The following is a 22,769-nucleotide window of genomic DNA, read 5'->3' as shown; positions in this document are numbered from 1 at the left end:
CGCGCCGAAGCGTCCGCCCGGCAGGATGGACGGATGGACACCCCGACCGGCACCCGCTCCCTCGCCGCGACGGCGGCCCTGCTCGCCGACCCGACCCGGGCCGCGTTCTGCCTCGCCCTGCTGGACGGCCGCGCCTGGACGGCCGGCGAACTCGCCCGCCGCGCCGGGGTCGCGGCCCCCACCGCCACCGGCCACCTCAACCGGCTGGTCGGCGCCGGACTGCTCGCCGAGGAGCGCCAGGGCCGCCACCGCTACCTGCGGCTGTCCGGCCCGGCCGCCGCCGAACTGGTCGAGGCACTGGCCCAGTTCGGCGACCGGGACGCCCCCGCGCCGCCCGCCCGCTCGCTGCGCACCGCCCGGCAGCAGGGCGAACTCGCCCGCGCCCGCACCTGCTACGACCACCTCGCCGGGGCGCTCGGCGTCGCCGTCACCGACGCGATGACCGCCCGCGGCCTGCTCGACGACCGCAACGGGCTCTCCCTCACCGCCGCCGGGGCCGACTGGCTCGCCGCGACCGGCATCACCGTCCGCCCCGGCCGCCGCCCCGCCGTCCGGCCCTGCCTGGACTTCACCGAACGCCGCCCGCACCTGGCGGGCGCCGTCGGCGCGGCGCTCTGCCGGCACGCGGTGGACGCCGGCTGGGTGCTGCGGCGCCCGGACAGCCGGGCGCTGCGGGTCACGGAGGGCGGGCGGGCGGCGCTGCGCGGGCTGCTGGGGGTGGAGTGCTGACCGGTCGGGTCCGCGGTCGGCTCCCCGGGTGGTTCCCCGGGCGGCCGGGGCGGTGCCGGGTGCTCAGCCGGTCAGGCGGCCGTCGTGCATCTCCAGGACCCGGTCGACCCGGCCCAGCAGGTCGCGGTCGTGGGTGACCATCACGGTGGCGGTGCGGTGGGCGCGGGTCACCTCCGCGAGCAGTTCGACCACCTGGGCGCCGCGTTCGTGGTCCAGCGCCGAGGTCGGCTCGTCCACCAGCAGCACCGAGGGGCTGCCGAACAGCGCGCGGGCGATGTTCACCCGCTGGCGCTCGCCGCCCGACAGCTGGTGCGGGCGGCGGCGCTGCTTGCCGCCCGCCAGGCCGACCGACTCCAGCAGCTCCTCGGCCCGGCGGCGGGCCCGCTCCGGGCGGCGACCGCGCACCGACTCCAGGACCAGCAGCTGCTCGACGGCGGTCAGCGAGGCCAGCAGGTTGGACTGCTGGAAGACGATGCCCAGCCGCTCGCGGCGCAGCGCGGTACGTTCGCGCTCGCCCAGCGCGCCCGCGTCCACGCCGTCCACCAGCACCCGGCCGCGGTCCGGGCGCAGCAGCGTCGCGGCGACCGCCAGCAGGCTGGACTTGCCGGAGCCGGAGGGCCCCGCGACGGCGGCGAACTCGCCTGGGGCGACGGCCAGTTCGACGTCGTCCAGGGCGGTCAGCCGACTCTCGCCGTCCGGGTAGCTGAGCGTCACGCCGTGCAGCGCGAGGCCGGTGCGGACGGCGGCGGCAGCGGTGGAGGCGGGGGTGGCGGGGGTGGCAGCGGTGGAGGCGGGGGTGGCGGGGACGGTCACGGGGGGCTCCTGCGGGACGGGGGCGGGACGGGGGGTCATCGGTGGGCGCCCAGCGCGGCCAGCGGGTCGACGGCGGTGATCCGGCGCACCGCGAGGGCCGCGCCCAGCAGGCCCAGCAGCACCATCGCGCCGACCGGGACGGCGACCGTCCACACGCCCACGTCGAACGGCACCGCCGCGGAGGCGAACGCCCCGCCGGTCGCGCCCAGCGCCCCGCCGAGCAGCGCGCCCGCCAGCAGGACGGCCGCCGCCTGGGCCAGCGCGTCGCGCACCAGGTAGCCGCTGGAGGCGCCGACGGCCTTGAGCACCGCGATGTCCGGGCGGCGCTGCACCGTCCACACCGTGAAGAACGCGCCGACCACCAGGGCGCTCACCGCGAACAGGAAGCCCTGGATCAGCCGCAGGCTGCCCTGCTCGGCCGCGTACCCGTCGATCCCGGACAGCGCGTCGCCCAGCGGGACGGCCAGCAGGTCGGCGGGCAGGCCGTGCGGGGTGCCGCGCACCGCCAGCGCCGTGGGCTGGTGCTGGCCGGAGACCTGCTGCCAGGTCTCCGGGGTGGTCCACACGCTCGGCGCGTGCGACAGGGAGCGCTGCGCGGTGACCGCCGAGACGGTCAACTGCCGCGCGCCCACGGTGACCCGGCTGCCCGGGGCCAGGTGGTACGCGGCGGCGGTGTCGGCGCCGACCGCGAGTTCGCCGTCCGCCGGGGCGGCGCCCGCGACCAGGGGCGGCAGCAGCGCCGGATCGGTGCCCAGCACGCTCACCGCGGCCGCCCCGCCGTCCGCCGTCAGCCGGCTCATCGCCACGCCCAGCGGGTGCACCACGCCCGCCCCCGCCGCCGCCACCGCGTCCCGCTGGGCCGGCGAGACCGTGCTGGCCGCGAACGACGCCTCCGCCGGACCGCCCGCCGGGGCGCCGAACACCACGCCGTCCGCCGGGAGTTCGGCGATCGCCGAGGACGCCGCCGAGGCCAGGCCGCCGGTCAGGCCGTACAGGAACACCACCAGGGTGGTGATCAGGGTGACCACCGCGCCCATCAGGGCGAACCGCCCACGGGCGAAACGGATGTCACGCAGAGCGACGAACACGGGAGACCTTTCGGAGGGACGGAGGAGCGGACCACTCCAGACTGGTCCGCGGCGGCCCCGCCGCCATCGGGGAGACGGACGGAGCCGCCACCCGCCGAGGGGTGCACCCGGAAATCCATCGAACGGTTGATGCCGCGGCGCGGTCCGGGGCCGCCACCGCCCCGTACCCTCGGAAGGCGTGCCCCGTACCGAACCGCCGCCGCCCCCGCCGCAGGCCCCGTCGCAGGCCGAGCCGGCGGCCGGGCTGCACGCCTCGCCACATGCCGCAGCGCACGCCGCGCCACATGCCGCGCCGGCCGGCCCGACGCCCGCGCTGCGGCTGGCCAACCTCGCCGTGCACGGCCTGTTCCTCGCCCTGCTCGCCGTGCTGCTGGCCCGGGCCGCCGCCGACGGCGCGCTCGGCGCGGGCGGCTGGGCCACCGCCGGCACGCTGGCGGCGCTGTACGCGGCGGGCGGGGCGGTGCGGCCGGTCCGCGCCTCGCGCGTCCTGGGCGGCGCCTGGCTGCTGGCCGTCGCCCTGCTGTGGATCGGACTGACCCTGCGGCACCCCGAGTTCAGCTACCTCGCCTTCCCGCTGTACTTCGGCTGCCTGCACGTGCTGCCGCCGCGCCTCGCCCTGCCCGCCGTGGCCGCGCTCACCGCCGCCGTCCTCGCCGCCCAGGCCACCACCCCCGGCGGGCTCACCACCGCCAAGGTGCTCGGCCCGCTGGCCGGCGCCGCCGTCGCGCTGCTCACCGCGTACGGCTACGCCGCCCTCTACCGGGAGAGCCGGGCCCGCCAGCGGCTGATCGAGGACCTGGTCCGCACCCGCGACGAACTCGCCGCCAGCCAGCGCGAGGCCGGCCGCCTCGCCGAACGCCAGCGCCTGGCCCGGGAGATCCACGACACCCTGGCCCAGGGCCTGGCCGGCATCGTGCTGCTGGCCCGCGAGGCCCGGGGCGCCGCCGACCTCCCGGCCGCCGCCCCGCTGCTCGGCGAGATCGAACGCACCGCCTCCGCCAACCTGGCCGAGGCCCGCCGCTTCGTCCACGCCCTCACCCCGCCCGCGCTCGACGGCACCACCCTCCCCGACGCGCTGCGCCGCCTCGCCGACGGCGCCGGAGCCGCCTTCCACCGCGACGGCGACCCGTACCCGCTGCCGGTCGAGGCCGAGGTCGCCCTGCTGCGCCTCACCCAGGAGGCCCTGGCCAACGCCGTCCGGCACGCCGCCGCCGCGCACGTCGCCGTCACCCTCGGCTACCTCGACGACGCCGTCACCCTCGACGTCTACGACGACGGCACCGGCTTCGACCCCGCCACCGCGCCCGCCCCCGACTCCTTCGGCCTGCACGGCATGCACGAGCGCATCGCCGCCCTCGGCGGCACCCTCACCGTCGAGTCCGCCCCCGGCGAGGGCACCGCCGTCGCCGCTGCGCTCCCGCTGCGCGCCGTCGACCAGCCCGCGGCGCCCGCGTCCGGCCTCGGCGGGCCCGCACCCGGCCCCGGCGGCCCCGCCGTCGAACGCCCGCCGGGCAGCGCGCGGCGGGCGGCCGGGCGGTTCCTGCCCGCGGGGGTGCGGCGGTGATCCGGGTGCTGGTGGTGGACGACCACCCGGTGGTCCGGCGCGGACTGCGCGCCGTGGTCGAGGACCTGCCGGAGGCCACCGCCGTCGGCGAGGCCGCGGACGGCGCCGCCGCGCTCGCCCTGCTCGCCGAACTGCCCGCCGGGCAGCGCCCCGACGTCGTCCTGATGGACCTCCAGATGGGCTCCGGCATGCACGGCGTCGAGGCCACCCGCCGGATCACCGCGCTGCCCGACCCGCCCGCCGTCCTGGTCCTCACCACCTACTCCACCGACGCCGACATCCTCGCCGCCGTCGAGGCCGGGGCCACCGGCTACCTGCTCAAGGACGCCCCGCCCGAGGACCTCGCCGCCGCCATCCGGGCCACCGCCCGGGGCGAGACCGTCCTCGCCCCGCCCGTCGCCGCCCGGCTGCTCGGCCGCGTCCGGGCGGGCCGGCCCTCGCTCTCCCCGCGCGAGGCGGAGATCCTCCAACTCCTCGCCGAGGGCCTGCCGAACCGGCGGATCTCCCGGCGCCTCTTCATCAGCGAAGCCACCGTCAAGACCCACCTGGTGCACATCTACGACAAACTCGGCGTCGACTCCCGCACCTCCGCCGTCGCGGCCGGCCTCGCGGCCGGGCTGATCCGCGCCGCGGAACGCTGAGCGGGCGCCGACCCGGGCAGGGGCCGGGCCGGGCGCCGACCCGGGTGGGGACCCGACCGGAGCGGGCCGGGAATGTCGGGTGCGGGGGTGCGGGCCCCGCCTAGGGTCGGTGGCAAGGAAAGGGAAGGGGAACGGGGTTGCTGGAGCGGTTGAACCAGGCGATGGACCACGTCGAGGAGCACCTCGACCGGCGGCTGGAGGTGGCCGAGCTGGCCCGGATCACCGCCACCTCGGAGTACCACTTCCGGCGGCTGTTCTCCTCGCTGGCGGGGATGCCGCTGTCGGAGTACGTGCGGCGCCGGCGGCTGACCGTCGCGGCGGCCGAGGTGCTGGCCGGGGAGCCGTCGCTGCTGGACGTCGCGGTGCGCTACGGCTACGGCTCCGGGGAGTCCTTCGCCCGGGCGTTCCGGGCCCTGCACGGGGTCGGCCCCGGGGAGGCCCGGCGCTCCGGGGCGGTGCTGAACGCGCAGCCCCGGCTCTCCTTCCGTCTCGTCGTCGAAGGGAGTGCCACCATGCGGTACCGCATCGTGGAGAAGGAAGCGTTCCGGGTGGTGGGCCGCAAGGCCCGGGTCCCGTTGGTCCACGAGGGCGTCAACCCGCACATCGCCGAGCACGTCCGGGGCATCCCGGCGGAGACCGTGCGGCGGATCACCGCCCTGTCCGACCAGGACCCGCAGGGCCTGGTCGCGGCGACCGTGCGGCTGCCGGAGGAGGGCCCGGACGGCCTGGACGGCTTCGCGGAGGGCAGCCTGCTCGACTACTACCACGCGGTGGTCAGCGGCGCGGACGCGGACGACCTGCCCGCCGACCTCGACGTGCTGGACTGCCCCGCCGGCAGCTGGGCGGTGTTCGAGAACACCGGGCCGTTCCCGCAGGCGCTGCAGCAGCTGTGGGCCGAGGTGGCGGCCCGGTGGATGCCGTCCAACCCGTACGAGTACCGGCCCGGCCCGGAGATCCTGCGGGTCCGGCCGGTGCCGGACGGTCCGGGGGAGTCCTCCGCGCAGCTGTGGATACCGGTGGCGCGGACCCCCGGCTGACCCGCCCCTGCGGAGCGGGCTGCGGAGACGGGGGCGGGGGGCGGGGTGGGGAAGGCGTCGATGCGCCGCTGCCTCGCGCGCGAGGAGGACATCCTCGCCACCCTGCCGGAGTCCACCGTCGAGCCCCCGTTGCCGACGGCCACCGTGCTGCTCGCCCGTCCCGGGGCCGGACCGGCCGTCGCCGACCCGGCGGCTGCGACCGTCCCGCCCGCGCGGCCGCCGCCCGGACCGGCCGCACCCTGCCCCGACGGTGGGGCGGGGGCGGCCAGGGCGGGGTGGGTCAGGCGAACTGGCCGGGCACGTAGTCGCCGGCGGGCTGCTGGATGATCACGTTGATCCGGTTGTAGGTGTTGATCAGGGCGATCAGGCCGACCAGCGCGGCCAGCTGCTCCTCGTCGTAGTGCTTGGCGGCCTCCGCCCAGGCGTCGTCGCTGACCCCGCCTGCGGCGTCCGCGATCCGGGTGCCCTGCTCGGCGAGTTCCAGCGCGGCGCGCTCGGCCTCGGTGAAGACCTTGGCCTCGCGCCAGGCGGCGACCAGGTTGAGCCGCTGCTGGGTCTCCCCGGCGTGCGCGGCGTCCTTGGTGTGCATGTCGGTGCAGAAACCGCAGCCGTTGATCTGGCTGGCGCGGATCTTCACCAGCTCCTGGGTCGACATCGGGAGCGCCGACAGGCCCAGGGCGTGGCCGGCCGAGTTGATGTACTTCAGGAACTTCGCGCCGAGCGGGTTGGCGAAGTAGTCGAGGCGTGCGTCCATGGTGGTGGCTCCTTGTTCTTCGAACGGTCGTCGCGTGCTTTCGAAGGTCTGACCCCGCGGCCGTCCCCGATGTGACAGCCCTCGGGTGTGACGCCCGTCACGCTATCGGCGGGCCCGCGTTCCACCGCGCAGGCGGCTCGGATTCACAGAAGACGCACACGAAGAACCCTTTCCGCGTCAGGGAGGTCTCCCCGCACTCCGGGCAACGCCGGAACACCGCCGCGTACGTGAACCCGCCCGGGTGCCGCACCCCGGCCCGCTCCAGCGCCGCCGCGACGGCCGGCCGGCACGCGGTGTCCGGGCAGTAGCCGGTCGACGGGTTCGACGCCTCCACCGCGCGGTGGCCGCCGTCCGCCGCCCGCGCGAACTCCGCCTCACCCGCGCCCGGCACCGCCCCGCCGCCCGCGCACGCCACGTGCTCGCTGCGCCGGTCCGCCGGCCGCAGCACCCCGTCCGTCCCGACCGTGCAGGTGAACGGCCCGGCCGGGGCGGGCTGCCGCCCGAGCCGGTCGGACAGTTGCGCGGCCGAGGCGACCGGGGTGCCCGGCGGCGCGTCGCGGGCCGCGGCGCGGATGACCGGCGGGCCGACGTGGCGGTAGGCGGTCGGAGGCGCCGCCCGCCCGCCCCGGTCGGTGTCCACCACGTGCCTCCCGCCTGTCGGAACATTCGCGCCGTGGTGGCAGGCCGGGGGGTGGTGCGGGGCGGCGTAGGGTGGCGGGCGGGGGGCGGTGGAGGGAGCGCGGGATGGGTGCGGAGTGGGCGGTGCCGGTGGTCGTGGCGCCGATGGCGGGTGGGGCGGGGACCCCCGAGTTGGTGGCTGCCGTGAACGGGGCCGGGGGGCTCGGGTTCCTCGCGGCGGGGTACCGCAGTGCCGAGGGGGTGCGCCAACAGGTGCAGAGGGCGCGGGAGTTGACGGACCGGCCGATCGGCGTGAACCTGTTCGTCCCCGGGCCGCCCGCACCGTCCGGGGCGGTGGACGCCTACCGGGAGCGGCTGCGGCCCGAGGCGCTGCGGTGGGGGGTCGAACTGCCCGCCGAGATCCCGGCCGACCGCGACGACTGGGACGCCAAGGTCGAACTGCTGCTGCGCGACCCGGTCGACTGGGTGTCGTACACCTTCGGGCTGCCCGAACCGGCCGAGGCCGCCGCCGTCCGGGCCGCCGGCATCCGGCAGGTCGGCACCGTGACCAGCCCCGCGGAAGCCCGGGCCGCGACCGCGCTCGGCCTCGACGCGCTCGTCGTCCAGGGCCCGGAGGCCGGCGGGCACCGCGGTACGCACCGCGCCGAGGACCCGCCCGGAACGCTTCCGCTGCTCGAACTCCTGGCCGCCGTACGGGAGGTGACCGCGCTGCCGCTGATCGCCGCGGGCGGGCTGGGGGACGGGGCGGCGATCGCCGCGGCGCTCGGGGCCGGTGCGGCGGCCGTGCAGCTCGGCACCGCGTACCTGCGCACCGCGGAGTCCGGGGCGTCCGCCGCGCACCGCCGGGCCCTGGTCGAACTGGACGCCACCACCGTCACCCGGGCCTTCACCGGCCGCCCGGCGCGCGGGCTGCGCAACGCGTTCACCGACCGCCACGAGGGGCACGCCCCGGCGGCGTACCCGGAGGTGCACCACCTCACCCAGCCGCTCAGGGCGGCCGCGGGCCGCCGCGGCGACCTGGCGGCGATGCACCTGTGGGCGGGCACCGCCCACCGCCGGGCCCGCACGGGCGGGGCGGCGGACGTCACCCGCGACCTGTGGCGGGACGCGCTGCGCGCGGGGTGAGAGCGGGGGCGGCGGGGCGTCGGCGGCTCAGTCGAACCGGATGTGTCGGGCCCCCGTCCAGGCCCGGCGCAGGCGCCCGCGCAGCGCGCCGTCGGTGTTCGGCGCGAGCGCCAGCCCGCAGGCGGCGGCGATCCGGTCGGCGACCTGCGGGACGCCGAGGCGGTCGGTCCACAGGTGCGCGGCGAACTCGTCCCCGCGCAGGCGCTCCAGGCACAGGTCGAGCTTCGCCACGGCGAAGCTCTCCCGGCGCAGCGGGGCGTCCTTCCCGGCGAGGAGCCCCACGGCGTGCCCGAAGCCGCGCTCGCGCAGTCGGCGGAGCACCGTCCCGCGCTCGGCCAGCAGCGCGAAGTGCCGGACGTCGTGGCCGCGTTCGCGCAGCCGGCCGACGGTCTCGCGGAAGTACGCGGGCTCCACGACCGTCATCGGCACGATCACCGTCCCGTCGTGCCCGGTGAGGGCGCGGTCCAGCACCTCGTACACGCCCTGCCGCCAGGCGGGGAGGTCCTGGAAGTCCCCGCGCAGGGCGGGGGGCGTCATCCGGTGCAGGCCGAAGCCCACGTGCTCGGGGTCGCAGACGACGCTGCCGGCCAGCCGCCGCCGGAGCTCGTGCGCGGTCTGCGTCTTCCCGCCGCCGAAGGGCCCGTTGATCCACAGGAGCATGCCCCGGACTCTACTGCGGGTCCCGGGGGAGGCGGCTCAGCCGAGCAGGTCGCCCATCCAGGATTCGACGGCGTCGGGTTCGCGGGGGAGGGCGTGGGACATCAGGCGGGCCCCGTCGGCGGTGATGACGAGGTCGTCCTCGATGCGGACGCCGAGGCCGCGCAGTTCGGGCGGGAGGGTGAGGTCGTCGGGCTGGAGGTAGAGGCCGGGTTCGACGGTGAGGACCATGCCTTCCTCGAGGACGCCGTCCAGGTACGTCCCGGCGCGGGCCTTCGCGCAGTCGTGCACGTCGAGGCCGAGCATGTGGCCGCTGCCGCAGAGGGTGTAGCGCCGGTAGAGGCCGGAGTCCTCCCGGAGGGCCTCCTCGGCGGGGACCGGCAGCAGGCCCCAGGCGGCCAGGCCCTCGGCGATGACGCGCATGCCGGCCCGGTGGAACGCGCGGAAGGAGGCGCCGGGGCGCAGGGTGGCGATGGCGGCGTCCTGGGCGGCCAGGACGAGTTGGTAGACGTCGCGCTGGGCGGGGGCGAAGGTGCCGGAGAGCGGGAGGGTGCGGGTGAGGTCGGCGGTGTAGAGGGTGTCTGTCTCCACGCCGGCGTCGAGCAGCAGCAGCTTCGAGGCGTCCAGCGGGCCGTCGTTGCGGATCCAGTGCAGGACGCAGGCGTGCGCGCCGGAGGCGACGATGGTCTCGTAGCCGGTGCCGTTGCCCTCGGCGCGGGCGCGGGCGTTGAAGGCGCCTTCGAGCACGCGTTCGCCGCGGTGGTGGCGCAGGGCGGCGGGCAGGGCGCGGACGACGTCGGCGAACCCGGCGGTGGTGTGGTCGACGGAGAGCTGGAGCTGCTCGACCTCCCAGGCGTCCTTGACCAGGCGCAGTTCGGAGAGCGCGGCGGCCAGCCGGCCGTCGGGGGCGGCGTGTGCGGCGGCCGGGCGGCCGGCCAGGGCGTCGAGCACCGGGTCGACGCCGGACAGCACCCGGGTGGGGACGCTGCCGGTGAACAGCTCGGGCAGGTCGTCGAGGTGGGCGGTGCGCAGGCCGGTGAGCCGGGCGGCCTCGCCCAGGTCGGCGCGCCGGCCGACCCAGAACTCGCCGTAGCGGCGGTCGCGGTAGAACTCGCCGGAGCCGCCGGAGCCGCCGGAGCGGTCGGAGCGGGGGCGCAGGTACAGGACGGGTTCGCCGTCCGGTTCGACCACCAGGACGTGGCCGACCTGCTCCTCGCCGGTCAGGCCGGTGAGGTGGGCGTAGGCGCTGTGCGGGCGGAAGCGGTGGTCGCAGTCGTTGCTGCGGACCTTCAACTGCCCGGCGGGGACGAGCAGCCGCTCGCCGGGGAAGGCGGCGGCGAGCCGGGCGCGGCGGCCCGGGAAGTGGGCGTACCCGGGGACGCGCGCGTCGGCGGGCAGCGGGGTGGCGGCCCACTGGCCGGTCATGTGGGCGGCCAGGGCGGGGCTGACGGGGAGGTCGTGGCTGCCGGTGTTCAGGGCGGGCTGGTCGGTCATCGGCGGGGGCTCCTCCGAGGTGGTCCGGGCGGTCCGGGCGGTCCGGGTGTGCGGTGGTGACGGGCCGGCCGACTCGCCGCACAGTGAAATTTCACATTGCCACGTTACCTGTCACACCTCATACCGGGCCAGACCTCCGGGCGGGACGCATCCCCGCCTAACGGCAGACCGTCCGCTGCCTCGCTGCCCCGCCGCCCCCGGGCGCTGGCCCCGGTCGGCGGGACGGAGCCGTCCGTCCGCGTTCCCACCGGGGGCCTGCTCGCCCTGCGCGGGTCACACCTCCAGGTCGGCCTCGATCCGCTTCAACTGGTGCCGGGCCATCGCCAGGTTGGCCCGGTTGCGGTCCAGCGCCAGGTACAGGAACAGGCCCTTGCCGGTGCGCGAGGTCAGCGGCCGGATCAGGTGGTACTGGGTGGAGAGGCTGATCAGGATGTCCTCGATCGCCTCGTTCAGGTTGAGCAGCTCCATCGCGCGCAGCTTGGCCCGCACCACGTCGGTGTTGCCCGCGGCCGCGACGTTGAGGTCCAGCTCCGCGCTGCCGCCGACGGTGCCCAGCGCCATACCGCTGTTGTAGTCGACCAGGGCGACGCCGATGGTGCCCTCGATCGCGCTCATGATGTCCTTGAGGGCGGTTTCCACAGCAGCCATTTTTTCCAAGTACCTCTTCCGTGAAAGGAATTGACGACTCGTCAGCTCTTTGGAGCGACGGGTGTACCGCAGGGTGGGAGGGACGTCCGGGGTCAGAAGGTCGTCCGGTCGAGGTCGGTGTCGGCCAGGGCCGCTATCCGCGCCCCGGCCCGACGGGCCTCCAGGTGCAGCCGGCCCACGTTGGCCTGTGGACCGGCCAGCAGGGTCAGCACCGTGTACGCGCCGGCCGCGTACGTCGCGGTGTAGCCGCGCTCGCCGCGGGTGATCAGCTCCCGGAAGGCGCCCTGCCCGGTCGCCTCGGTCAGCCGGGAACCCACGCCCAGCGCGGCCGCGGTCAGCGCGGCCACGCCCTCCGGCTCCAGCGCGGGCGCGTCGTGCGCCACCACCAGGCCGTCGATGGTGGCCACCAGCGACCCGGTCAGGTGCGGGATCCTCGCCCGCAGGCCCCGCAGTTCGGCCTGCACCTCGGCCTCCGGCAGCACGGGGGTCCTCCTCGCGGTCAGTTGTCGAAAGGTCCGCTTCATGACGGGGTCGGCGGGACGGGACGGGCGGGCGGGGCGGTCACAGGGCCTCCAGAGCGGCGCGTAGTCGGAGCAGCAGGCCCACCTCCGGGTCCGAGGAGTCGTGGGAGCGCGGACCGGGCGGCAGCAGCACGTCCGGTGGCGCGGCTTGCGGCACGGCGGCCGGGGGCGGGTCGGGGACGGCGGCCGGCCGCGGGGCCGCGAGCAGCCCCGCCGCGGCCAACTGCCGGACGTCCAGCAGCGTGCCGTAGGTGGAGCGCCCCAGCAGCCGGGCCAGCTCGGGCGCGGTGCGGGTGCCGTCGGCCGCGGCCAGCAGCGCCTGCCGTCGGCGGCGCGGCACCGCGGTGCGGCGGGCCGGGGCGGCGCCGGTGGCCCGCAGCGGCGCCCGGTCCAGCTCGGCGGACGGCCAGCAGCCGTCCAGCAGCGAGCGGCGGCGGCCGATCGCGCCGCGCAGCTCCAGCACCGAGAGCGGGCGGGCCAGCCGGAACGCCGGGCGGGCGGCCGGGTCGAAGCGTAACTCGCCGTCGTGCTGGGCGAGCGCGTCCTGCGCGCCGTCCAAGGTGGCGGCCAGCCGGGCGAGTTCGAGTTCGCCCGGGCCGATCAGACCGCTGCCCACCAGGTACTCGGCGTGCCGTCCGGCCCCCAGCAGCAGGCTGTCCTCCCACTCGCGCAGGGTGATCCGCCCGGCCCCGGTCAGCAGGTGGCCGACGGTCGCCGCGCCCGGCGCCTCGGCGTGCACCACCAGGCCGCCGGACAGGTGCACCGCGCCGTCCGGGCCGTGCAGGGCGCCGGTGGAGCCGTCGGCGGCGAGGTCGGTCAGCGCGGCCTCGAAGGTGGTGGCGGGCGCGCAGCTGGAGCGCCGGCGGCGCGGCAGCGGCGCCGCGTGGGTCCGCGGCCGGACGGCCGGTGGTTCGGCGGCCGGGGGCTCGGCGGCCACCGGTCCGGCGTCCCGCTGTTCGGCGTCCCGCTGTTCGGTGCCCTGCACTCCGGTGCCCTGCGGTTCGGCGGGCCGGTCGGCGGTCAGGTACGGGCCGGGGACCTCGGCGGCGTGGCCGAACGGCCCGGCGGCGGGGGCGAGTCGGTGCACCGAGACCGGTGAGGCCACCAGCAGCGGCGGCACGGACGGCATCGGCGGGACGACCGGCGCGACCGGCGCGACCGGCGCGACCGGGACGGACGGGAGCGAGGGCACGGGCGGTTGCGGTGCCGGGGCGAGGGTGTCGGTGGGCCACATCAGGAGAGCACCAGCCGGTCGGCGACGGCGGCCAGCCGCAGTCGGGCCATCGCCAGGTTGGCGTGTTCCCGGTCCAGCCGCAGGTAGAGGAAGACGTTGGCGTCGAAGGACGCGGGGACGAAGCGCAGCAGGTGGTAGTGGGCCCCGGAGGTGACGATGACGTCCTCGGCGGGCGGCGCGCCGGTGTCCGGGTCGGCGAACGAGGGGGTCTGGGTGACCGCCCGGGCGAGTTCGGTGGCGTCGGCCGCACCGACCTCGTGGTCGCCGTCGGGGCCGAGACCGGCGGTGCCTATGGCCAGGCCGTTGGTCCAGTCGACCAGGCTGATCCCCAGGGCGCCGGTGATCCCCATGGCTTCCGCAAGGCACTCCTCGATCCCGGACACGAACCGCGTTCCCTCCCCACCGTGCGGGCACGGTGCGTCGCCGTCACCGCCTTCACCTGCGGTAGTCTGACCAGGACGCAACGCTACCGGCGTCGCCACGGGAGAGCGAGACTTTCGGTCATATCCCTCGGGCATATGCGCGAATGCGCTAGGGTGCGCCGCCGGTTGGGCCACCGCCGCCGGGGCCGACCGGTCCGCCGAGTGATGCGAACAGCGACGTGAACGCTGCCGCGCACGTGCTGCGGACGGCGATGCGGACGCCGATGCGGGCAGCGACCCGGACGGCGAAACGGGCGGTGAGACGGACGGCGGCGCGAACGCCGACGGCCGTACACCGCGGCGAGGTTGCCGGGGTACGGCCGTCGGGGGAGCGCCGGTCGGCGCACGGCGGTCAGCGCGTGGCGGTCGGCTCCTGGGCCGTCGCCCGGGACGCGTCCTCGGCGGGCTCCGGCCAAACGGGCAGTTCGCGCATCCGCGGAATGGGGGAGGCCAGCACCCACAGGGCGGAGCAGACCGCGCCGACGGCGGCGATCCACAGCGCGGGGCGCAGGCCCAGGGTGCTGCCGAGGAGGCCGCCGAGCAGCGAGCCGAGCGGGCGCACGCCGTAGTTGACGGCCTGGTAGGCGCCGAAGACACGGGAGCGCAGGGCGTCGGGGATGCAGGCGGCGAAGATGGTGCCGGCCGAGATGTCGAGGATCATCACGCCGACGCCGGAGAGGAACTCGGCGCCGAACAGCAGGGCCGCGGCGGCGGCGACCGAGCCGCCCGCGAGCGGGATCAGCAGCAGCGGGGCGGGGAAGAGCACCAGGCCGAGCAGGAAGGCGGGGCCGATGCCGATCCGGGCGGCGAGCCGTCCGGTGAGGGCCGCGCCGAGCAGGGTGCCGACCGCGGCGGCGGCCATCACCGCGCCCAGCAGGCCGGCGCTGAAGCGCAGTTCGCGGGTGGCGTAGAGGACGAACAGGGCGCCGATGACGAAGGTGAACAGGTTGACGGTGGCGGTGCCGAGCAGCGAGGCCCGGATCACCGGGTCGCGCCGGATCCAGCGCAGGCCCTCCGCGGCGCCGCTGTGCCCCTTCTCGGCGGGCGGCGGTTCGACCGGGTCGATCTTCCGCAGGAACAGCGCGGAGACCAGGAAGGAGGCCGCGTCCACCACCAGCGCCAGCGGGGCGGCCAGGAGTTGGACCAGCAGGCCGCCGAGGCCGGGGCCGGCCACGTAGGTGGCGGCCCGGCTGCCGTTGATCAGCGCGTTGCCGCTGAGGTAGCGCTCGGCGGGCACCAGGGCGACGAACAGCGGCGGGTTGCAGACGTGGAAGAACACCGACAGCACGCCGACGGCGAGCACCACCGCGTACAGCTGGGTCAGGGTCAGCACCCCGGCCGCGTGGGCGATCGGGACGGTCAGCAGGGCGGCGGCCCGGCCCAGGTCGGTGGCGATCATCATCCGGCGGCGGCGCCCGTAGCGGTCGGCCCAGCCGCCCGCGTGCAGCGAGAACAGCAGGTAGGGGAGGTAGCCGGCGGCGCTCAGGTAGCCCATCTGGGCGGCGTCGGCGTGCAGGGTGGCGACCGCGATCAGCGGGATCACCAGCAGGGTGATCTGGTCGCCGAGCGAGGAGACGGTCTGGCCGGTCCAGTAGCGGCGGAAGGCCGGTTCGTGGAGCAGCTCGGGTATCCGGCGGCGGACGGCGGCGGCCGGGCGGGTGGCGAGGAGGGTCACGGTGCTTCCCCCTCCGGGGCGGGGTCGGTGGGGACGGCGAGCCGGATCAGCTGGACGGCCCGGGCGCCCGCGGGGGGCGGGCCGGGGCGGCCCAGCCGCTCCGCGTAGGGACGGATCAACTCCTCGACGCGGGCTTCGAGTTCGGTGAGTTCCGCGGCGGTGACCAGGACGGCGCTGTCGCCGAAGGAGGCGGCCTCGCGCCACTCGGGGCTGCTCTCGCCGCGGTGCAGCAGCCAGCTGGTGGCGCGGGCGAAGTAGCCGTCCAGCACGGCCCGTTGCAGCGCCTCGGTGGCGGCGGCCCGCTCCGGGTCGGCGGGGGCGGCGTCCCAGCTGGTGAAGGCGGCGGTCGCGCGCCAGGGCTTCTCCCGGCCGCGCCCGCCGCCCGCCTCCTCCACCAGGCCGTACTTGGCGAGCTGGCGCAGGTGGAAGGAGCAGCTCGCCACCGACTCGGTGCCGAGCAGCTCCGCGGCCCGGGTCGCGGTCAGCGGCCCGTGCAGGCGGAGCAGGCCCACCAGTGCCATCCGGGTGGGATGGGCGTAGGCGCGCAGGGCGCGCGGGTCGGTGAGCCGGATGGCCGGCGGCGGTTCGCTCATGTTCTAAAGCTAGCTTTGGAAAGAGTTCTTTACAAGCCGCCGACCACCGGGTTCAGTGGGTCCGGGTTCAGTAGACCACGGCCCGCTCAGGCCGCCGGACCGACCCTGACCGTGGTGAGCCGGCCGCCCTCGGCCTCCCGGACCACCTCGATCCGGGTGCCGGTGCTGTTCCGCCCCCCGATCGGGTAGGAGTCGCAGGACATCGGCGACCGGCGTGCCGTGGGCGGGGCGATCGGCTCCGGGGCGTCAGGCCGCGACGGAGACGTCCCGGTAGAGCACGGTGCGGAAGATTCCGGAGACCGTGGCCCCCGCCAGCAGCGCGCAGGCCAGGAGCAGGGCGGCGAGCACCCCGCCCGCGGCGGCGAGGCCCGCGCTGTTCGATTCCGCCCCGAGCATGAACGCCACGAACCCGACGACCACCGAGAGGACCAGGGGCACCGCGATCCACACCGAGCCGTACACCTGCCGGGAGAAGGTCTCGCGCAGCATCCGGGCCGACCGGCGGGTGCCCTCGGCGATTCCGAGGCCGTCGATCATCATGGCCGGCAGCGCCAGGTAGGTGGCGACGGCCCATCCGGTGCTGAACAGGCCGTCCATGAACCAGCCGATGACCGGAACCCGCTCCAGCTGCCGGACGAGCACCAGGACCGTCGTGTTGAGCAGGCTCCACGCCAGCAGCCGCCGCCAGTGCCGCAGGGCCCGCCGACAGTTCACGCCGACCCGGACGGGCTCCCCCCGCAGCACGTCATCGACCGCGCAGACCATCGCGGCGCCGCAGAGGGTGAACACGAACCCCGCCAGGAGGTAGCCGACGGCCACGGCGGCCACGGCGGAGGCGGACGGCGACGGGTCGGCCCAGCCCCGGAGCAGCGCCGGCACCGCCAGGACACCGACCACCAGCGCCGCAGCAGCACCGCCGAGCAGCGGGAACACCAGCAAGCGGCGGTTGTTCCGCACCATCCGGAAGGACGCGCGAACGGGCTGAACGGTACTCACGGAAGGGCCCCCACGGACGGTCGTGCCTCGTTGACGCGCCACAGGCTACGCGGGCCTGCGGACCGTCCGGCACGGAGGTGCCACCGCCCCGGGCCGGGACCGTTCGGCGCCCGCTCGCCCGCTCGGGTGGGCCGACGGGCGGGCGGGCGGACGGGAGGGTCAGCCGATGGTCCAGCGCTGGAGGGCGGAGCCGGTGTCGGTCTGCTGGGTGACGGCCGCGCCGTTGGCGGTGGAGGCGGTGGTCAGGGACAGGCCGCTGCTCCGGGAGGTGATCCGGTAGCCGCCGGTGGTGGGGGTGACCACCCAGCGCTGGTTGGCGCCGCCGGTGCAGGCCCACTGGATGATCTGCGCGCCGGCCGCGCCGGAGCCGCCGCTGACGTCCACGCACAGGTGGGAGAGGACGTTGGTGATCTGGTAGCTGCCGTCCGACTGCCGGGTGAAGGTCCAGCTCTGGTTGCTGCCGCCGTTGGCGCCCCAGGTGATGAGCTGGGTGCCCTGGTCGAGGGAGTGGTCGGGGTCGTCCAGGGCCTTGCCGCCGGTGACCAGGGTGTGGGCGCCGCTGAGGACCGGGGCGACGGCCCAGCCGAAGGACACCGTGCCGGTGGCGGTGCCGGAGGAGGCGGTGACGGTGACGGTGGAGGCCCCGGCGGCCGTCGGGGTGCCGGAGACCAGGCCGGCGGGGCTGATGGTCAGCCCGGCGGGCAGGCCGGTGGCGGTGAAGGCGAGGGGCTTGCCGGCGCTGTCGTGGGCGGTGAGCTGGAGCGAGACGGCCGTGCCGAGGCTGCCGGACTGGTCGCCGGGGGAGGAGACCGAGACGCTCTCGGGCGCCGGGCCGGTCCGGGTGAGGGTGAGGGTCTGCTCGCCCGCGGTGCGGGTGCCGCCGACGGAGTTGCCGGTGGTGTTGGTCCAGCTGCGGGCGGGGGTGGTCTCGGCGGGGCGGCCGGCGTCCGCGGAGAGGCCGATCACCAGGCCGCTGTAGCGGTTGACCAGGCGGACGGTGCCGGTGGGGGTGTTGTCGGCGGCGGTGCCGGGGACGACCCACCACTGCTGGCCGACGGCGGGCCCGCCGGAGCCGGCGGCGGTGACGGTGGGCCGGGCGCCCCAGGCGCGGCCCGCGGTGGTGGTGGAGTCCACCCCGAGCAGCCCGCCGGTGGCGGCGTTGGCGATCCGGTAGGAGCCGTCGCCGTTGCCGGTGAAGGTCCAGGACTCCAGGGCGGAGCCGGTGGCGCTGCCCACGGAGGTGGTGGCGGAGCCGCCGGAGACCTGGGCGAGCACCCGCCCGGCCCCGCTGCCGATCCGGTACGACCCGGTCTCGTCGACCGGCCCGGGGGCGGTGGCGGAGGCGTCCAGGGTGACGTCGACGTACTCGCCGGAGGAGGTGCTGCCGTCCGGCTTCTTCGAACAGCCGAACGCGCAGTAGGAGCGGAAGCTCCGGCCGACGATCGCGCTGCCCGTCCGGCTCGCGCCGTCGAGGAACCAGCGGTACCAGGAGGCGGTGCGGTAGCTGCCGGTGTCGCCGAGCGGGAACCACTTCTGGGTGGAGAGGTCGGCGGTGGCGTAGAGCTGCTGGGGCGCCGATCCGCTCTGGTCGACGGCCTGGGGCTCGCCGACGTACAGCTTCAGGTGGGCGTCGTAGGTGATGTTCATGACGAACAGCGGCGAGGTCGGGGGCATCTTGCCGGCCGCGATCTGCTGGGCCGCGGTGCCGGTGTTCGCCGGGTCGTACTCGCCGGAGACGGGGGTGTACCCGGTGGTGCTGCCGGAGCCGACCGGGACGACGTTGCTCTCCCGACCGCCCGTGCCGGGCTGGGTCCAGGCGCCGTCGTACCACTTGCGCCAGGAGCCGGGCGCCATCTTGGCGGAGATCGGGGCGCGGGCCACGTGCTCGTAGAACGCCTTCCAGCCGCCGTTCTTGTCGACGATCCGCGAGCCGTAGAAGACGTAGAAGTACCCGGAGGCGGTGTCGACGTACAGCCGCTGGTCGCCGTCGCCGTAGGAGTACGTCTGGTTCGGGAACGCGGTGGTGTCGCCCCGGGTGGTGCTGTAGGGGGAGGTGATCACGTGGTCCGCGATGTTCCAGGTCCGGCCCTGGTCCTTGGAGACGGCGTAGTCGATCGCGTCGAAGTGCAGCCCGTCCCCGAAGGGTTGGGGCGTGAACTCGTTGTGCACCAGCCCGTACCAGTCGCCGGTGTCCGGGTCGACCCAGACCCCCGCCAGGTCGCAGTAGTTCTTCTGCGCGTAGCCGGAGCCGCTCGGCGCGGCGGTGGCCTCGCGGCCGGTGGGGCTGTTGTTGCAGCGCCAGGTGGTGTCGTCGTTCCGGTCGCTGCTGTTGGCCGGGTTGACGGCGCCGCTGATCGCGCCGGAGCGGGTCGCGGTGTCGAAGTCGGCGCCGGTGAAGAAGTCCCAGTACCTGGGGTCGTTCGCGCCGTAGAGGGCGGCGGACTGCTGGAAGTAGAACGTGCCGTCCTTGTCGAGGTACGGGCTCGCCTGGGTGTCGGTCGGGTGCGTGTACGGCACGGGCGATCCGACGCCGACGGTGTACGTGGCGGCGGGCGGGGCCGGTGCCGCCGAGGCCGGGGCCGTGGCGACCCCGGCGGACAGCGGCAGGACGGCGGCGGCGAACACGGCCGCGAGGGCTCTGCGGGGGGATGGCACGGATGCTCCTTCGGTGACGAGGTGCTTCGCGGTGGGGGCACCGGTCCCCGACCGGTGGGCGCGCGGTGCCCGCCGTCCGGGACCGCAGGGGGGGACGGCGGTGCGGGCGCGCGGATGTGCGGCGTGCCGGTGCGGGGGTGAGCCGGTACGGGGTGGGGCCGGTACGGAGTGGCCGGGACGTGCCGGAGCGGTCGGTGTGAGCGCCCGCGGGCCGCCGCGGGGCTCCAGGGGGCCGCCCCGCGGACGGCCGGGGAGACGCGCTGTTCGAAGTTGCGTTTTCCTGCGGGTCTTTGAGCAACTTCACGCACACCGTGGCAGTGCCCGGGAGTGAAGTCAAGAGCTGCCGCCGCCCGGGTCGCCGTCGGGGCGGTCGCTCGGGCCGACGTTCAAGTCCCGGCGCGAGGTGCGGCGTTGGCTGCTCCCGGCCCGGCCCGGCCCGGCCCGGCCCGGCCCGGCCCGGCCCGGCCCGGCCCGGCCCGGCCCGGCCCGGCCCGGCCCGGCCCGGCCCGGCCCGGCCGGGCTAGGCGGTGCGGACCCCGTCCTCGACCGGCTCCGGCCGGACCGGGACGTCGGAGGGGTCCTGGAAGATCCCCTCCAGCGCCAGGTGCGCGCCGCCGCGGGCCGCGTTGGAGAGGCCGAGCGCGGAGGCGGAGACGACGACCTGCTGGGAGCCGGGCGAGATCCGCCGGCGGTCCAGGAACTCCTGGGCCGGGCCGACCAGGTACCGGTCGAAGACCGCGAAGTAGCCGCCCAGGACGATCCGGGGCGGGTTCAGCACGTCCACCAGGACGCTGAGCCCGAGGGCCAGGTCCTCGGCGACGGCGGCCAGCGCGGCGAGGGTGCGCGGTTCCCCGGCGTCGGCCCGGTCGAGCAGCGCGCCGAGCCGTTCGGCGAGGTCGACCGAGCGGTCGTGGACCGGGTCGTCCGGGTCGGCGGCGGCGTCCAGCAGGGCCTGGAGTCCGACGGCGACCTCCCAGCAGCCGGTGCGCCCGCAGCCGCAGGGCCGGTCGAGCCGGTCGAGCTTCATGTGGCCGATCTCGGAGCCGCGCAGCAGCCGGCCGTCGGAGATGCCGGCCCCGCCGGCGCCGATCCCGCCGGTGACGTAGACGAGTTCGCGGGTGTCGGGGCCGGGGGCGGCGAGGTACTCGGCGAGCGCGCCGGACTCGGCGTCGTTCTCCAGCAGGACGGGAGGTGCGTGCCGGCCCAGCCGGGCGCGCAGCTCGTGGACGGCCCGGACGTCGCGCCAGCCGAAGTTGGTGGCCACGGTGACCGTCCCGGTGGCGCTGTCGATCGAGCCCTGGGTGATCAGGGTGATCCCGATGGTGTGCATGCCGCGCTCGGCCACCGCGCTGAGGCAGTCCGCGACCAGGTCGGCGACCTCGCGCAGGGCGGCCTGCGGGGTGAGGGCGGGGACGTCGAGGGCGCGGCGGTCCTGGTGGACCACGGTGCCGCGCAGGTCGAGGGCGAGGACGGTGATGTGGTCGGGCCCGACCTCGGCGCCGACGCCGCAGATCCAGCGGCCGTCGAGCTCGACCATCCGGTGCGGGCGGCCGACCGCGCCGGCCCGGTCGAGTTCGCCCTCGCGGACCAGGCCGCGCTGGATCAGCTCGGCGACCAGGACGGAGACGGTGGCCTTGGGCAGGCCGCTCGCGGTGGCCAGGTGGGTGCGCGACTGGGCGCCGTTCTCCCGCAGCTGGCGCAGCATCACGCCCAGGTTGGTGCGGCGCAGTGAGGCCTTGTCGGCGACCTCGGGGTGGCCCGCCAGGACGGCGCTCGCGAGGCCGCCCGTGCCGGTGGTGCCGCGCTGCGTCTGTCGCACGTGCTCTCCTCGTTCCGAGACCTGGGGCAGGCCGGTGTCGACCTGCCCATATTAGTTGATGCACCACATGAAATAACCGCGGCCGTCGTCCGCCGCCGGGTGCCGATCCGGTCGCCATCCCGCCTCCGCGGCGCCCGCGACATGTGGCGGGACGGATCAATTCCCCCTGTCGTCAGGCATTTTGCCCGACCGGTTCGGCGGGTGCGGCCGTTCGTCGCGTTTGTGCAACGGCCCACCGCACCCCTTGACAGCCCCGCGCCTTAATTAACACACTAGCCGAATTAACGGCCCGGGGTGTTCAGCGGGCCCCCACCGCCGCGCCGGGGCCGAGTCCGCTCGCGGCAGGCAGCAGAACAGGACCTCCTCATGAAGAACCGCGCGCTCAGAACACTCACCCTCGCCGTGGCGCTCGCCTCCCTGGCCGGCACGGCCGCCTGCGGGTCGGACGGATCGGCGGGCCGCTCCGCCGGGCCGGTCACCATCGAGTTCTGGGGCTGGGCCCCCGGCTACGAGAAGTCCGTCGAGCTCTTCAACTCCACCCACCCGGACGTCAAGGTCGTCTACAGCAAGATCTCGCCCGGCTCCAAGGGCGGCTACACCAAGCTGCTCAGCGCCGTGAAGGCCGGCAACGCCCCCTGCGTGGCCATGGTCGGCTTCGAGACGCTGCCCACCTTCGCCGCCGCCGGCGCCCTCCAGGACGTCACCCCGGCCGCCGCGCCGTACGCGAAGGAGTACGCGTCCTGGGCGTTCGCGCAGTCCGGGGTGGCCGGACACACCTACGGCCTGCCGGTGGACACCGCCCCGATGGCGTTCATCTACCGCAAGGACCTGTTCGCCAAGTACGGCATCCAGCAGGCCCCGAAGACCTGGGACGAGTACGCCGCCGACGCCGCGGCCGTCCACGCCGCCGACCCGAACGCCTACATCGGCTACTTCGGCAACGACGCCTACAACTTCGCCGGCCTCGCCTGGCAGGCCGGCGCCAAGTGGTTCGGCACCAGCGGCGACAAGTGGACCGTGAACCTGGACGACCCGGCGACGAAGAAGGTCGCCGCGTTCTGGCAGGACCTGATCGACCGGAAGCTGGTCAAGGTCGTGCCGAGCTTCGACACCGCCCTCTACCAGGGCATGGGCGAGGGCAGCATCCTCTCCGACGTCAACGCGGTCTGGGACACCCCGATCCTGGCCGACAGCGTCAAGCAGACCGCCGGCAACTGGGCCGTCGCCCCGATGCCGGTCTGGGACGCGGCCACCCCCGCCGCGGGCAACGCCGGCGGCACCCCCAACGCCGTCCTGAAGGGCTGCGAGAACCCCGCCCAGGCCGTCGAGTTCGCCCACTGGTTCGGCACCGACCCGGCCAGCGTCGGCAACCTGATCAAGGAGACCGGCATCTACCCCGCCGCCCTCTCCGGCCTGGACAACCCGGCGCTGGCCGAGCCCAACCCGTTCTACGGCGGCCAGCGGGTCTTCGACGTCTTCAAGGACGCCGCCACCCACGTCGACCCCGGCTTCCAGTGGGGCCCGGTGATGACCAAGACCTCCGGCGCGCTCGGCGACGGCCTCGGCAAGGCGGGCACCGGCACCACCACCCTGGACGCCGCGCTGGCCGACACCCAGGCCCAGACCCTGGCCGAGATGAAGACCCAGGGCATGGAAGTCGGCTGA

The 22,769-nt window shown here is 76.0% G+C and carries 21 protein-coding genes; 6 read left to right on the top strand and 15 right to left on the bottom strand.

The features are described from left to right. Nucleotides 1-33 precede the first annotated feature (33 nt). Complete coding sequence (locus tag ACIQVD_RS20205; protein WP_402290888.1) at nt 34-729, top strand: winged helix-turn-helix domain-containing protein; 696 nt, start codon at nt 34-36, stop codon at nt 727-729. 63 nt (nt 730-792) lie between these two features. On the opposite strand, the gene ACIQVD_RS20200 is transcribed toward ACIQVD_RS20205, so the two are convergent. Together ACIQVD_RS20200 and ACIQVD_RS20195 are read right to left on the bottom strand one after the other, a co-directional pair. Further along, nucleotides 793-1,542 carry an ABC transporter ATP-binding protein gene (locus ACIQVD_RS20200; protein WP_402290886.1) on the bottom strand — a complete coding sequence of 250 codons (750 nt, stop codon included), beginning with the start codon at nt 1,540-1,542 and terminating at the stop codon, nt 793-795. Between the two features lie 35 nt (nt 1,543-1,577). Next, nucleotides 1,578-2,630, bottom strand: coding sequence for an FtsX-like permease family protein (locus tag ACIQVD_RS20195; protein ID WP_402290884.1), 1,053 nt, complete (start codon nt 2,628-2,630; stop codon nt 1,578-1,580). A 178-nt stretch (nt 2,631-2,808) separates the two neighbouring features. Between ACIQVD_RS20195 and ACIQVD_RS20190 the strand changes: the two genes are divergently transcribed. From ACIQVD_RS20190 to ACIQVD_RS20180, 3 genes are all read left to right on the top strand, one after another. Beyond that, nucleotides 2,809-4,194, top strand: a complete 1,386-nt coding sequence (locus ACIQVD_RS20190) for a sensor histidine kinase (protein ID WP_402290882.1) — start codon at nt 2,809-2,811, stop codon at nt 4,192-4,194. After that, nucleotides 4,191-4,835 carry a response regulator gene (locus ACIQVD_RS20185; protein WP_400679640.1) on the top strand — a complete coding sequence of 215 codons (645 nt, stop codon included), beginning with the start codon at nt 4,191-4,193 and terminating at the stop codon, nt 4,833-4,835. Before ACIQVD_RS20190 ends, ACIQVD_RS20185 begins: the two co-directional genes overlap by 4 nt. A 137-nt stretch (nt 4,836-4,972) precedes the next feature. Then, a complete protein-coding gene (locus tag ACIQVD_RS20180; protein WP_400679642.1) occupies nt 4,973-5,872 on the top strand; it encodes a helix-turn-helix domain-containing protein in 900 nt (299 codons plus the stop codon). 280 nt (nt 5,873-6,152) lie between these two features. On the opposite strand, the gene ACIQVD_RS20175 is transcribed toward ACIQVD_RS20180, so the two are convergent. Both ACIQVD_RS20175 and ACIQVD_RS20170 read right to left on the bottom strand, forming a co-directional pair. Further along, nucleotides 6,153-6,626 (bottom strand): carboxymuconolactone decarboxylase family protein, encoded by a 474-nt coding sequence (locus tag ACIQVD_RS20175; RefSeq protein WP_400679645.1) that lies wholly within the window; start codon nt 6,624-6,626, stop codon nt 6,153-6,155. A gap of 97 nt (nt 6,627-6,723) precedes the next feature. Continuing rightward, the gene (locus ACIQVD_RS20170; protein ID WP_402290878.1) at nt 6,724-7,266 is read right to left on the bottom strand and encodes a hypothetical protein; all 543 of its coding nucleotides are present in this window, start codon (nt 7,264-7,266) and stop codon (nt 6,724-6,726) included. Nucleotides 7,267-7,370: 104 nt separating this feature from the next. On the opposite strand from ACIQVD_RS20170, the gene ACIQVD_RS20165 reads away from it, so the two are divergent. Next, nucleotides 7,371-8,390: a nitronate monooxygenase gene (locus tag ACIQVD_RS20165; protein WP_400679649.1), complete on the top strand. Its 1,020-nt coding sequence runs from the start codon at nt 7,371-7,373 to the stop codon at nt 8,388-8,390. A gap of 27 nt (nt 8,391-8,417) precedes the next feature. On the opposite strand, the gene ACIQVD_RS20160 is transcribed toward ACIQVD_RS20165, so the two are convergent. From ACIQVD_RS20160 to ACIQVD_RS20110, 11 genes are all read right to left on the bottom strand, one after another. Then, entirely contained in the window at nt 8,418-9,050 is a 633-nt protein-coding gene (locus ACIQVD_RS20160) for an AAA family ATPase (protein WP_402290876.1), read from the bottom strand. 36 nt (nt 9,051-9,086) lie between these two features. Beyond that, nucleotides 9,087-10,541, bottom strand: a complete 1,455-nt coding sequence (locus ACIQVD_RS20155) for an aminopeptidase P family protein (RefSeq protein ID WP_402290874.1) — start codon at nt 10,539-10,541, stop codon at nt 9,087-9,089. Nucleotides 10,542-10,814: 273 nt separating this feature from the next. After that, nucleotides 10,815-11,189 carry a hypothetical protein gene (locus tag ACIQVD_RS20150; protein WP_400679656.1) on the bottom strand — a complete coding sequence of 125 codons (375 nt, stop codon included), beginning with the start codon at nt 11,187-11,189 and terminating at the stop codon, nt 10,815-10,817. Between the two features lie 92 nt (nt 11,190-11,281). Further along, nucleotides 11,282-11,671, bottom strand: coding sequence for a roadblock/LC7 domain-containing protein (locus tag ACIQVD_RS20145; RefSeq protein WP_111552065.1), 390 nt, complete (start codon nt 11,669-11,671; stop codon nt 11,282-11,284). 79 nt (nt 11,672-11,750) lie between these two features. Continuing rightward, complete coding sequence (locus tag ACIQVD_RS20140; RefSeq protein WP_402290871.1) at nt 11,751-12,944, bottom strand: hypothetical protein; 1,194 nt, start codon at nt 12,942-12,944, stop codon at nt 11,751-11,753. Beyond that, nucleotides 12,944-13,327 (bottom strand): hypothetical protein, encoded by a 384-nt coding sequence (locus ACIQVD_RS20135; protein ID WP_402290869.1) that lies wholly within the window; start codon nt 13,325-13,327, stop codon nt 12,944-12,946. Before ACIQVD_RS20135 ends, ACIQVD_RS20140 begins: the two co-directional genes overlap by 1 nt. Before the next feature lie 391 nt (nt 13,328-13,718). Next, nucleotides 13,719-15,041: an MFS transporter gene (locus ACIQVD_RS20130; RefSeq protein WP_402290867.1), complete on the bottom strand. Its 1,323-nt coding sequence runs from the start codon at nt 15,039-15,041 to the stop codon at nt 13,719-13,721. Next, on the bottom strand, nt 15,038-15,634 hold the full coding sequence (locus ACIQVD_RS20125) for a winged helix-turn-helix domain-containing protein (protein WP_402290864.1): 597 nt from the start codon (nt 15,632-15,634) through the stop codon (nt 15,038-15,040). The genes ACIQVD_RS20130 and ACIQVD_RS20125 overlap by 4 nt, the downstream gene beginning before the upstream one ends. 246 nt (nt 15,635-15,880) lie before the next feature. Beyond that, nucleotides 15,881-16,567, bottom strand: a complete 687-nt coding sequence (locus tag ACIQVD_RS20120) for a DUF6159 family protein (protein ID WP_402291057.1) — start codon at nt 16,565-16,567, stop codon at nt 15,881-15,883. Between the two features lie 222 nt (nt 16,568-16,789). Then, nucleotides 16,790-19,285 (bottom strand): RICIN domain-containing protein, encoded by a 2,496-nt coding sequence (locus ACIQVD_RS20115; protein ID WP_402290862.1) that lies wholly within the window; start codon nt 19,283-19,285, stop codon nt 16,790-16,792. A 520-nt stretch (nt 19,286-19,805) separates the two neighbouring features. Then, complete coding sequence (locus ACIQVD_RS20110) at nt 19,806-21,104, bottom strand: ROK family protein (RefSeq protein WP_400679669.1); 1,299 nt, start codon at nt 21,102-21,104, stop codon at nt 19,806-19,808. 366 nt (nt 21,105-21,470) lie between these two features. Between ACIQVD_RS20110 and ACIQVD_RS20105 the strand changes: the two genes are divergently transcribed. Beyond that, complete coding sequence (locus tag ACIQVD_RS20105; RefSeq protein ID WP_402290859.1) at nt 21,471-22,769, top strand: ABC transporter substrate-binding protein; 1,299 nt, start codon at nt 21,471-21,473, stop codon at nt 22,767-22,769.

Source organism: Kitasatospora sp. NPDC090308 (genome assembly GCF_044769485.1).
Lineage (GTDB): Bacteria > Actinomycetota > Actinomycetes > Streptomycetales > Streptomycetaceae > Kitasatospora > Kitasatospora fiedleri.
The sequence above is the reverse complement of the archived record's forward strand: the minus strand, read 5'-3'. Positions and strand labels throughout refer to the sequence as shown.